16 protein-coding genes and 1 tRNA gene are annotated in these 10,799 nt (G+C 52.4%); 7 read left to right on the top strand and 10 right to left on the bottom strand.

All coding sequences use genetic code 11. From position 1 onward, the window contains the following. Positions 1 to 123 precede the first annotated feature (123 nt). Entirely contained in the window at positions 124 to 762 is a 639-nt protein-coding gene (locus MV421_RS01340; protein WP_297419370.1) for a hypothetical protein, read from the bottom strand. 44 nt (positions 763 to 806) lie between these two features. Here MV421_RS01340 and MV421_RS01345 point away from each other — a divergent pair, with 44 nt between their 5' ends. After that, positions 807 to 2,996 carry an ATP-dependent DNA helicase gene (locus MV421_RS01345; RefSeq protein WP_297419368.1) on the top strand — a complete coding sequence of 730 codons (2,190 nt, stop codon included), beginning with the start codon at positions 807 to 809 and terminating at the stop codon, positions 2,994 to 2,996. Between the two features lies 1 nt (position 2,997). Here the strand turns inward: MV421_RS01345 and MV421_RS01350 are convergent, their stop codons facing one another. After that, positions 2,998 to 3,351 carry a hypothetical protein gene (locus MV421_RS01350; protein WP_297419365.1) on the bottom strand — a complete coding sequence of 118 codons (354 nt, stop codon included), beginning with the start codon at positions 3,349 to 3,351 and terminating at the stop codon, positions 2,998 to 3,000. 92 nt (positions 3,352 to 3,443) lie between these two features. On the opposite strand from MV421_RS01350, the gene MV421_RS01355 reads away from it, so the two are divergent. Beyond that, positions 3,444 to 4,001, top strand: a complete 558-nt coding sequence (locus MV421_RS01355; RefSeq protein WP_297419373.1) for an AAA family ATPase — start codon at positions 3,444 to 3,446, stop codon at positions 3,999 to 4,001. Here the strand turns inward: MV421_RS01355 and MV421_RS01360 are convergent. Continuing rightward, the gene (locus tag MV421_RS01360; protein WP_297419362.1) at positions 3,987 to 4,796 is read right to left on the bottom strand and encodes a ZIP family metal transporter; all 810 of its coding nucleotides are present in this window, start codon (positions 4,794 to 4,796) and stop codon (positions 3,987 to 3,989) included. The two genes, MV421_RS01355 and MV421_RS01360, sit on opposite strands and share 15 nt — an antisense overlap. Before the next feature lie 176 nt (positions 4,797 to 4,972). Between MV421_RS01360 and MV421_RS01365 the strand changes: the two genes are divergently transcribed. The 3 genes from MV421_RS01365 (at position 4,973) to MV421_RS01375 (ending at position 6,425) form a co-directional block, all read left to right on the top strand. Next, positions 4,973 to 5,263: a hypothetical protein gene (locus tag MV421_RS01365; RefSeq protein WP_297503273.1), complete on the top strand. Its 291-nt coding sequence runs from the start codon at positions 4,973 to 4,975 to the stop codon at positions 5,261 to 5,263. Continuing rightward, positions 5,199 to 5,597 (top strand): type II toxin-antitoxin system VapC family toxin, encoded by a 399-nt coding sequence (locus MV421_RS01370; protein WP_297503274.1) that lies wholly within the window; start codon positions 5,199 to 5,201, stop codon positions 5,595 to 5,597. Before MV421_RS01365 ends, MV421_RS01370 begins: the two co-directional genes overlap by 65 nt. A gap of 435 nt (positions 5,598 to 6,032) precedes the next feature. Beyond that, complete coding sequence (locus MV421_RS01375) at positions 6,033 to 6,425, top strand: hypothetical protein (RefSeq protein ID WP_297420199.1); 393 nt, start codon at positions 6,033 to 6,035, stop codon at positions 6,423 to 6,425. Positions 6,426 to 6,447: 22 nt separating this feature from the next. Here the strand turns inward: MV421_RS01375 and MV421_RS01380 are convergent, their stop codons facing one another. Continuing rightward, positions 6,448 to 6,621, bottom strand: coding sequence for a hypothetical protein (locus MV421_RS01380; protein WP_297420196.1), 174 nt, complete (start codon positions 6,619 to 6,621; stop codon positions 6,448 to 6,450). 187 nt (positions 6,622 to 6,808) lie between these two features. Between MV421_RS01380 and MV421_RS01385 the strand changes: the two genes are divergently transcribed. Then, positions 6,809 to 7,225 carry an RNA-binding domain-containing protein gene (locus MV421_RS01385; RefSeq protein WP_297420193.1) on the top strand — a complete coding sequence of 139 codons (417 nt, stop codon included), beginning with the start codon at positions 6,809 to 6,811 and terminating at the stop codon, positions 7,223 to 7,225. 12 nt (positions 7,226 to 7,237) lie between these two features. On the opposite strand, the gene MV421_RS01390 is transcribed toward MV421_RS01385, so the two are convergent. From MV421_RS01390 to MV421_RS01410, 5 genes are read right to left on the bottom strand one after another with little or no spacing between them, the layout of a single operon-like run. Further along, positions 7,238 to 8,518, bottom strand: coding sequence for an ABC transporter permease (locus tag MV421_RS01390; RefSeq protein ID WP_297420190.1), 1,281 nt, complete (start codon positions 8,516 to 8,518; stop codon positions 7,238 to 7,240). Beyond that, on the bottom strand, positions 8,515 to 9,273 hold the full coding sequence (locus tag MV421_RS01395) for an ABC transporter ATP-binding protein (protein WP_297420187.1): 759 nt from the start codon (positions 9,271 to 9,273) through the stop codon (positions 8,515 to 8,517). Before MV421_RS01395 ends, MV421_RS01390 begins: the two co-directional genes overlap by 4 nt. Positions 9,274 to 9,292: 19 nt before the next feature. After that, positions 9,293 to 9,490 (bottom strand): helix-turn-helix transcriptional regulator, encoded by a 198-nt coding sequence (locus MV421_RS01400; protein ID WP_297420184.1) that lies wholly within the window; start codon positions 9,488 to 9,490, stop codon positions 9,293 to 9,295. Next, on the bottom strand, positions 9,487 to 9,798 hold the full coding sequence (locus tag MV421_RS01405; protein WP_297420181.1) for a DUF2178 domain-containing protein: 312 nt from the start codon (positions 9,796 to 9,798) through the stop codon (positions 9,487 to 9,489). Before MV421_RS01405 ends, MV421_RS01400 begins: the two co-directional genes overlap by 4 nt. Then, positions 9,799 to 10,179: a DUF2178 domain-containing protein gene (locus MV421_RS01410; RefSeq protein ID WP_297420178.1), complete on the bottom strand. Its 381-nt coding sequence runs from the start codon at positions 10,177 to 10,179 to the stop codon at positions 9,799 to 9,801. Between the two features lie 102 nt (positions 10,180 to 10,281). Between MV421_RS01410 and MV421_RS01415 the strand changes: the two genes are divergently transcribed. Then, positions 10,282 to 10,369: transfer RNA gene (locus MV421_RS01415), tRNA-Leu, on the top strand. Positions 10,370 to 10,532: 163 nt separating this feature from the next. Here MV421_RS01415 and MV421_RS01420 read toward each other — a convergent pair. Beyond that, positions 10,533 to 10,799, bottom strand: a 267-nt coding sequence (locus MV421_RS01420; RefSeq protein ID WP_297517728.1) for a hypothetical protein, incomplete at its 5' end; no start/stop codon positions are given.

Consider the following 10,799-nt stretch of genomic DNA (forward strand, 5'->3'; position numbering starts at 1 on the left):
ACGAGACCGTGCCCTCGGGCTGAACCGAAACCGGCAACGGGAGTAGGTGGATGAGTGCCCGTAAACCTTCCCGCGTTTGGTTTAACTCGTTGGAACCCTTCGCCCTTCACGGCGGAAAGGAGGTCAGTCCTTTATAGTCTTTCCCAACCCATTCCCGAGGGTTTTGTCCATAGCCACCTCCCGAAAGAGCGTCGAGACAAAGGCCGTTCTGAAGGTAGGATCGATTTTAAACAGGTTGGTGTAAACCTTGTCAACACCCTCCTTTCCAAGAACCTGCCCCCCCGATAGCCACAGCTCCCTGTAGAGGGTTCTTCCCTCAACGACTTCGACTTTCTCAATTTCTTCTCCCCTGATGCCGAGTATTTTCTCCAACAGAGCCAAACCTAAGGAGTACTCGCGCTCTGCCTTGGCCAGTTTCTCGTCTATGGTTATGTGTCTGCTGTGCCCCGTGGGAATCCCGAGGATTCTCCAGACGTTCCACCTTCTCATGTGACCGACTCTTTCCCCCCTGACCTCGCTTGAAGTCCGCAGAAGTTCCATGTAGACTTTCTTCAGAAGGTCGTTCAAGGGTTTCCGGAGGAGCTTTGGTAGTGGATTGCGCGCTTCTTCTTTTAGGGCAATTCCAGAGGTGTCTTTTATGAGAACAACCTTCCTCGGTTCAATGGAGAGGAATTCGATGAAGTAAGCGTCGATCGCAAACGTGCCCTTTGCTTTTCGTCCATCTTTAACCTCGAAGAGAACGTAGGGAACCTCCATAGCCATCCCAAACCTATTTAACCTCACCCTCAATAAGGATTGCGGTCGAGATGAAGGTCGAGGAACTTTCCGTTGACGAGAGAATAAAGGGGATCATCCGCGAGAGGGGCATTGAAGAACTCTACCCGCCGCAGGCTGAAGCCCTAAAAAGCGGCGTTCTGGCGGGTAAAAACCTCGTTCTTGCGATTCCAACGGCGAGCGGGAAGACGCTGGTTAGTGAGATAACTATGGTCAACAAACTCCTCCGCGAGGGAGGAAAGGCCGTCTATCTAGTTCCACTTAAGGCCCTCGCCGAGGAGAAGTACCGTGAGTTCAAGGCGTGGGAGAAGCTCGGAATTAGAGTGGCGGCAACCACTGGAGACTACGACTCAACCGACGACTGGCTGGGTAGGTACGACATCATAGTGGCAACCGCCGAGAAGTTCGACTCCCTGCTGAGGCATTCCCCTAGATGGGTCAAAGACGTCAAGCTCGTCATCGCCGATGAAGTCCACCTCATAGGCTCCTACGACAGGGGTGCAACTCTGGAGATGATACTCAGTCATATGTTGGGAAAGGCACAGATTTTAGCGTTGAGCGCAACGGTTGGGAACGCCGAAGAGCTGGCCGAGTGGCTCGATGCCGCGCTGGTCGTGAGCGACTGGCGCCCGGTGGAGCTGAGGAAAGGGGTTTTCCATATCGGGACACTCTTCTGGGAGGACGGAAAGATAAACAGGTATCCAGAGAACTGGGAGAGTTTGGCAGTCGATGCGGTGAAGAGGGGGAAACAGGCTTTGGTTTTCGTGAACACGAGGAGAAGCGCGGAAAAGGAGGCCATTTCGCTCTCATCGAAGGTTTCAAGACTACTCACCAAGCCGGAGATAAGGGGGCTTGAAGAGCTTATTCCCCAGATAGAGGACAACCCCACGACTGAGAAGCTAAAGAGAGCGCTAAAGGATGGCGTTGCATTCCACCACGCCGGTTTGAGCAGGGCCGAGAGGACACTGATAGAGGATGCATTCAGGGAGGGTTTGATCAAGGTGATAACGGCGACGCCAACACTTTCCGCGGGGTTAAACCTCCCCGCCTTCCGCGTTATAATCCGAGATACCAAGAGATACGCCGGCTTCGGCTGGACAGACATTCCTGTCTTGGAGATCCAGCAGATGATGGGAAGGGCCGGAAGGCCGAAGTATGATAAAGTTGGTGAGGCCATAATCGTCGCTAGAACGGAAGAACCGAAGAAGCTCATGGAGCGCTACATCCACGGAAAGCCTGAAAAGCTGTTCTCCATGCTGGCAAACGAACAGGCCTTCAGGAGCCAGATTCTGGCTCTAATCACCAACTTTGGAATTGAGGGCTTTCGAGAACTTGTTTCCTTCCTCGGAAGAACCTTCTACGCTCACCAGAAGGGGGATATAGCGGCCCTTGAATATAAGGCAAAGAATGTAGTCTACTTCCTCATTGAAAATGAGTTCATAGACATGGACATGGAGGACCGCTTTATAGCGCTTCCCTTCGGGAAAAGGACTTCCCAGCTCTACATTGACCCACTCACTGCCAAAAAGTTCCGCGACGCGCTCCCAAAGCTTGAAGAGAACCCAAACCCCTTCGGGGTGCTTCAGCTGATAGCGTCTACACCTGACATGGCGACGCTCACCGCGAGAAAGCGCGAGCTTGAGGACTACCTAGATTTAGCATACGAGTTCGAGGAGAAGCTCTACACAAACATCCCCTACTATGAAGACTCAACCTTCCAGGGCTTCCTAAGCCAGGTGAAGACCGCAAAGGTCCTCCTTGACTGGATAAACGAGGTTCCGGAGACGAGAATTTACGAGACCTACAATATAGACCCCGGCGACATGTACAGGATTCTGGAGCTGGTAGACTGGTTAATGTATGCATTCATCGAAATTTACAGGCTCTTCAACCCAAAGAAAGAAGTTTTAAGGCTCCTTAGCGACCTGCACCTCCGCCTGAGGCACGGCGTAAGAGAGGAGCTTCTTGAACTCGTCAGGCTTCCAAACATTGGAAGGAAGAGGGCGAGGGCACTTTACAACTCCGGTTTCAAAACTTGGGAGGACATAGTGAGGGCTAAACCCTCGGAGATTCTAAGCGTTGAGGGTATCGGCCTCAAGGTCCTGGAGGGGATCTATCATCACCTTGGAGTTGAAGACCGTCTCAAAGAGGAAAAAGAGGAAAAGGGGGTTGGGGCAGGAAAAGAGATGTCAAAACGAAAGACCTTGGATGACTTCTTCTGAGTTAAAAGGCTTCTCCCTTAACCCCTCCAGTGCTCCTCCAGAGGACGGCGATGCTCCTGCCGGGATTCAGACCGCGTTCATGAGCCTTCCAGTAGAGTTTTCCTCCCGCTCTCTGGCCGAGGAAGTAGGCCAAGACGAAGGTCAGTATCATTGGGGCGCCTGAGGCGTTCCAGCTCAAACCGGCAAGATAGCGTAGGACTACCACCAAAGGAACCGGAAGGTGAACGGCCAGCGCCCACTCGAGCTTGTTGGCGGTTCTCTTAGCATATGCTCTCCAGAAGCCAAACGGGATGTCTACGAAGAACGTAATGATAAGTCCAAGTATAAACCATTCAACGTTCATGGTTCCCACCATTATAGTTTTATAGGAAAACTTTAAAAAATTTTGCTTCCCTAACCAAACCCAACTTTTTTAAAAGCCTCCCCGGTTACCATGGGTTGGGCACAATGATTATCATAGTCACCGGAATGCCCGGATCTGGAAAGAGTAAAATCGTGAAGGAGTTCGAGGGGAGGGGTTTCCCCAGCGTTTCTATGGGCGACGTTGTCAGGGAGGAGACACTGAAGAGGGGGCTTCAGCTCACCAAAGAGGACGTTGCAAGGGTCAGCATACGGTTAAGGCAGGAAATGGGCCAGAATGCGGTCGCTAAGCTCACCGTAAGAAAGGTTAGAGAACTTCTCGAAAAGAACAGGGCAGTCGTTATAGACGGCGTTCGCTCGCTCGACGAGGTGGGAACGTTCAGGAGTTCCTTCCCGGATGAGAAGATAGTCATTGTAGCGGTTCACACACCCCCGAAACAGCGGTTCAAGCGACTCCGCAGGAGAGGCAGGCACGACGACCCGAAGACCTGGGAGGATTTCGAGGAACGGGACTGGAAGGAGCTGAAGTTCGGAATCGGGAACGTCATAGCGATGGCGGACTACATGCTTGTCAACGACGGAACCCACGACGAGTACGAGAAAAAGGTGAGGGAACTGGCCAACAGGATTCTAACCGAGCATTGAGTCGAGGAAGAGCATAACGTAGAAGCCGGCGAAGAAGCCTAAGGTTACGAGGGTCTCGCTTTCCTCCCTCCTGTATATCTCCGGTATCATCTCCTTGATGGTGACGTAGAGCATCGCACCGCCCGCCAGGCCCAGACCGTAGGGGAGGAGCCAGCTGAAGAGCGTGAAGAAGTACGCCCCAACGAGAACCATCGCCATCTCGGCAAAGCCGCTCAGGACTCCCATCGCTATCGGCTGGAGCTTCTTTTTCTGGAGCGTCGCTAGGGGGAGGGAAACGACCGTTCCCTCAGGGAAGTCCTGTATTCCAATGGCTATCGCCGTGACGAGGCCTACCTCAAGGCTGTAGACTATCGAAGTGCCGACGGCGAGGCCCTCGGGCAGGTTGTGGATTATGACCGCTATGACGAGGAGCCAGACCTTCCTCAGTCGGTCTTTCATGGACTCCGGCCCCTCGTAGCCCTTAACTAGGTGCTCGTGGGGGAGGAGCTTGTCTATCGCGTAAATCAGAAGGACACCAAGGGCTATTCCTATTCCGGCTGGAGAGAAGGAGCCGGTGCTCTCAATAGCCGGGAGTATGAGCGAAGTGAAAGATGCAACTATCATAACTCCGGCTGCGAAGCTCAGGGAGAACTCAACGCCCTTTTCGGGGATGCTCCTGGCGAATATCGCCACTAAAGCACCGAGGGAGGTCATTACCGCCACGAAGAGGCCCGCGTAAAAGGCCACCCACATTATCTCGCCGTTGGAAACCCTGAGTATCCACTCCGTGAGGTTGGCTATGAAGTTCTCGAGCATGCCATCACCGCTTCCTTTGTTAGGTTAACCTAACACCTTTAGGTTTTAAAGGTTTTGGTGGAAGCGTATTTGAAAGGGGGCCAAGAAAACATTCAACACAAATTACTTAAGCTAATACATCTAAAATCGATTACGAGTGAGATCAAATGTCTAATACCAAAATCATACAGACTGAAGTGGATATGGAAACATACGAGATCCTCAGAGCGGTTGCATCCCTCGAAAGGAAATCCCTAAAGGAGGTTCTGAGATCAATAATACGGGATTACGCGAAAAAAGAAAAGGAAAAGATTCTGAGCGAACTGCACCATGACCCGCTGTGGAAGAGCATTGGACTGCTCGATATGGATGAAGAGGATTTAAGCGAAAGGGACGATTGGGGCGTGGTGGAATGGAAAGCGAGTGAAGCCAGAGCCGATATACCTCGACACAAGCGCACTGATAGCACTCTTCAACTCAAGGGATAGGAATCACGAAAACGCGAGGAATTTTTTGGAACGGGCAATTCTTGAAGGGTCGCTTTTTGTCATCGGACGACCTGTCCTACTTGAGTTCATCAACGGGACCTCCAAGCGTAGGGGAAAGAAGGTGGCGCTGAAACTCAGGGAAAACCTTCTAAAAAGCAAGTTCATTTGGATCGAAAACGAAAGCGATGAAGACTGGGAGAGAGCGTGGAGGATATTTGAACGCTTTGAGGATCACAATGGGATGGATCTAACAGACTGCCTGAGTTTTGCAATAATGGAACGGCTGGGGATCAGAAGGGCTTTTACTTTTTCTTTTGAAAGCCTCGCCCTTTAGGGAGGGGATGCAGTAAACCGCCAAACAGCCATTAAACCACCGAAACCCTTTTATGTTTTGCAACTTAATAAGGCCTCGGAGAGGCCACTCAAGGACAACCCGGTGAGATGAGGGGTTTCATCGCGTCCTCCCGCCATTGGGAGGAAGACGCCGGTAGGCGTCCTCTCAAAAACCGCCTTGAGCGGTTTGAAACTCATTGAGTGGCCGCTAAAGCAATAACCCCATCCGGCTTTGGCTGGTAGGGGTAATGGGCACGAGACCGTGCCTTCGGGCTGAACCGAAACTGGTGACGGGAGTAGGTGGATGAGTGCCCGTAAACCGAACCGCCCTTAGCGAGGGGTTAACTCGAACCCTCGCCATTCACGGCGGAAAGGAGGTCAGCTATGACAGGGACTTTGAGGCCTAGGGTTTGAACGGCTCCCGTGAGGTGATGAAATGCTTCTCTACGGCGACGGAAGGATCTTCTTAGCCTTCTGTCCTTCTTCCGGTGGAATATTCGAGCTTGAGCCGGAGGAGTTCAAAGCCCTGAAGGAGAACTTCCCCGGAGCGGAAGAACTCAAAAAAGCCATGCTCGAATACGGCGGAGAAAAATACAGCATCAACGACTTTATCGGCCATCTAACGAGCCTCGGGATAGAGCTTGAGAGGCTCAACGCTCCAGCGGCTGTTATCTTTGAACTTACAAGGGACTGCAACCTCAGATGCAAGCACTGCATAGTCTCCGCCGGAAATCCTCTACCGAACGAACTCAAAACAGAGGAGTGGTTAAAGCTGGTTGATGAGATAAGCGATTACGCCGTGAGGCTCACCCTGACGAGGGCGTTGTAGAGCACGCTTGAATCAATGAAGATCACTCCTCATACACCTCCAGCTTCAGCCTGAAGAACTCCTCGGCCTTCCCCTCGCCGAACATGCCTATCCTGACCTTCTTCTTCATTTCTCGAACGAGCCTGAGGAACTCCTCCTCGGCCATGAACTCCTTCAGGGCGGTATCTCCCTGCAGGTTTCCGGCAACGTCTTCCATTTTCCCACCATCCCAATGTACGCGGCCCACCTAAAATAGATTTCCCCGGCGCGGTTTCAGACGGGAGAATCCTCTACCCGGCATTGTTATCATGATAGCGAGTCTCGGAAGATTGAACTTCTCCGTTATCATGACAACGCTCCGCTGACCTTATAAGCTCCCGTCCCAACCGGCTAGGGGTGAGAATATGAGCGAACTGTTTGAAGAGGTTGAGGTTGAGGCTTACGTTTACCCTACCGAGGACATCGAGAAGGTAAAGAAAGCAATGCTGAACTTGATTTCGGATCTTGAGTTCGAGGCCTTTGATAGAGGGGATTACATAATCCTCACCGGGAAGACGAAGAGCAGGAAAGCGCTGAGCAGGCTCTACGAGCTTTTCAGGGGGCAGGCGATACTCGACACGGCAAGAAGTTTCCTTGAGGAGGGCTACTTCGGCGAGGAGATAATCATCAGGGTGAATAAGCAGGCCGCTTATGCAGGCGTTGTCAACTTCAACGAGGAGTCCCCTTTAGGCCCGATAACGATAGTGATCAGAACCAAAGATCCACACAGGCTGATGAAGTGGCTCGCACCGAGGACGAAGGATGGAGTTCCAATAGAATAAAAAAGAAAAACCTCACTCCTTCGCCTTTTTCCTCCCCCAGCCCACCTGCGCCGTCATAATCCTTTCACTGGAGAAGAGCCTCGCGGTGGTATAGAGGGTGGCAACTGCGATTATGGCGAGGTAGACGAGGCTCATAACCAGCGGCCTGTAGTCGGCCAGCAGGACGTAGCGGTAGTCCACAACGGGGTGCGTGAAGGGTATCGCCAGGAGAAGGTACTTTACCGCAAGTGGAAGGTCGTTGATGTCCGTGTACATCAGCAGGAAGGCAGGAAAAGCCAGCGGGAGGATTACGGCGCTGACGAGCGTCGTAGCGCTCTGCACGTCCTCTGCAAAGGTCGCCACTATCATGGCAAGGCTGAGGGCAATGATTATCGTCAGGAAGACGACGATGGCGAAGAAAATCGCACCCGCCGGGGTAACGACGAGACCGAGGTCTCTGAGATTAACTCCTACCGAACCGAGGCCAAAGGAACCCATATAATACTTCATTCCAATCATATAAGCTATTGCAGAGATGAGGCCCATCATCGCCGTTCCGAATATCTTGGCACCGACTATGTGTGTCCTTGAGACAGGGAGGGTGAGGAGTGTCTCAAGCGTTTTGTTCTCCTTCTCGCTCGCTATCGCCCCAGCGGCCATCTGGGATGTTATCATGACCATCATGAAGATTATGAGCGGTATCGTAAAGGCCTGAGAGGCTATGACACTCGAAACTATAGCCGGGGAAACGTCGACGACGTTCCCGTTTATGACAGATCTGCTGAGAGTTTTTATCGGGTGGAGCACCGCATCGGGATTGCTCGCCCCAAGCGATTTAACCTTCAGCCGCGCTATCTCCTCACTGAGAACCCCCAAGACGGCGTTTATCCTGCCCTCGCTAACGCTCTCCTTCATCCCGGCCCCTATGCTCGTGAAGATGCCGTAGATATCAACCGTTGCAGTCTTGTTGGCTTGGAGTTTTGAGGTAAAGTCTGAGGGAATCACAACCAGAACGTTCTGCCTCTCCTGAACGGCAAGCTTCAGCGCTCCATCCACAGAAGTGGCGTTGACAACGGTGACCGTAACGTTTGGCGCGCTCTGGAGGGACTTTATGAGAAGTGCCCCGTAGGGGCCTTCGTCGAAATTGGCTATCGTTACATGGGTCTCCTTCTGAGCCTGCTCCATGCCGACGTTGACGGCTTGGCCCATCAGGGGGAGCAGGATGAGCGGGACGATAACCATGCCGAAGACGAGCTTCTTGTCCCTGAACAGGTTCTTGAGTTCTTTCATCGCCATTACCCAGAAGTCGCTCATGCTCCTTCACCCCCTGTTGCCTTCCCTATCTTCGCCCCAACGGCGGTCATGAAGACCTCCTCAAGGTTCTCTGCACCATATTTCTCCTTCAACTCCTTTGGAGTCCCAATCTCGATGATCTGCCCCCTGTTTATGAGAGCGACGCGGTGGCAGAGGAACTCCACCTCAAGCATGTTGTGGCTTGAGAGAAGGAAGGTAACACCCTCTTCCCCCGCGAAGCGCCTTATCATCTGCCTTATTGCATAGGCGTTGACTATATCAAGTCCGCTCGCCGGCTCGTCAAGTATGGCCAACTTCGGGCGAACCATTAAGGCTCTCGCTATGAGCAACTTTCTTGCCATCCCCTTTGAATAGGTCGCTACCTTGTCGTTCAGCCTCTCCCCGAGGCCGCTCAGCTCCATCCCCAGCTTGAGCATCTTCCTGGCTTTCTTTTCGTCCTTGGCGTAGAGCTTCGCCATGAACTCCAGGTACTCTTTTCCCGTCAGGTTCTTGTATGCCCCAGCCTCCTCTGGAAGGTAGCTTATCAGCTCGCGGACCTTCGGAGCATCCTTAACGACATCGTAACCTGCTATCCTCGCTGTCCCCCCCGTCGGCTTGAGAAGCGTTGAGAGTATCTTCAGGGTAGTGCTCTTTCCGGCACCGTTCGGGCCGATGAGTCCAAAGATCTCGCCCTTCTCAATGGAAAAATTAATTCCTCTGAGGGCCTTTACCTTGCCGTAATTCTTCTCCAAGTTCAGAACCTCGACCATTGACATCTTTCATCCTCTCCCATCGCTAATCCACCTCGTAGATAAAGATTTCCTCAATCGGCCTATTGAAAAAACGGGCTATCTTGAAGGCCAACCTCAGCGAGGGGTCGTACTTCCCCCTTTCGATGGCTATTATCGTCTGCCTCGTTACGCCGAGAATCCTAGCGAGTTCCTCTTGGGTGAGGCCTTTTTCTTCCCTCAGCTCACGGAGGCGGTTCTTCATGGTGACCTCACATCCTTTTTCCATAGTATGCCCTCAACGCGAGGTTCCCAAAGGAGATCAGAACCAGCAAACCTGACATGATTGCCGTGCAGAGGGAATCCCTCTCTACTAAAAGGCTGTAGTACCAGGGCAACCACGACCATCAGAAGGACAACCTCCAGAGTCCTCGCGGCGGCGAGCCTGGCTATCTCGTTGCCCCTCTCGTCCACGGGAACTCCAACGTTCCTTACAACTTCCCTCGTGAGCAGGTAGCCAAGGATGCCACCGAGAAGGCCGGCGGTGAGCGCTGTAAAGGCCGTCCAGTTCATTCACATCACCTTCGAATAGTAGCGCTTCAGCGAGACCTTGAGGACCGCTATCAAGACCATCAGGCCGAGGGATAGATAGTAGGCACTCCTTAAGCCCGGCTCACTCTCTGACAGGATGGAAAGCCTCACCACGAGGAAAGCAGTGGTAAGTATCAGAACCTGAAGTGTCCGTCTTGAGGCCATCTCTTCTATGTGGAGCGTCCTTTCGTCACTCAGAACCTCTCCCCTCCCCTTGAGCCATTCGGAGTAGAGGAAAGTTGCGCCTATCGCCCCTGCTAGGACTCCGAAGGCAAGGGGAGCGTTCCCCATCCACAGCGCCACGGCTAGGAGGGACGCAGTCGTTGCCGGAATAACGTACCCAATGAGCCTCCACCTTTCCACATCTATCACCATGTAAAGTTTCTTTTACGTAAAACTTCCTTTACATCCTTATAAGCTTTGTTCCTCAAAGCTTTTAAAGTCGGAACGGGAATTCAAGAACGCGCGGGGGTAGCCGAGCCTGGCCAAAGGCGCGGGATTTAGGGTCCCGTCCCGTAGGGGTTCGCGGGTTCAAATCCCGTCCCCCGCACCACAACAGTCCTTGCAGAGCAAGCGCTGGCGGAAAAAGGAGGTGCCTTTCTACAAGTTACGTTCCTGAGAGGGTTTCTATTCACTTGGCTCTTCTGGAGAGTGTTTCACTACCTAAAGCGCCCTCCGGGTGCTGATTGAAGTCGAAACTGTTTGAATGGGTTAATTTAAGGTTGAACCCCTTGAAACTTGCTCTTTAGACAGGACACGACTGGCTGTTCGTAGCTCCCTTTTGAAGTGTCACTCATGAGGGTTTTCTGCTTGAAGTCAATTGTTTTGGACGGGAATTCATTCAGGAGCTTATTGTATAAGGGATTTAAATCTAAAATCCACACCTGTAGGGCGTCAAAGGGGAGAAACCCCAAAAACGCAGTAATAAGGAATTCTCTCAGTTTAGTATTCCAAATGGCCTCTGACCTCCTTTCCGCCGTGAA

Origin of the sequence: Thermococcus sp. (assembly GCF_027023865.1) — an archaeon.
GTDB lineage: Archaea > Methanobacteriota_B > Thermococci > Thermococcales > Thermococcaceae > Thermococcus.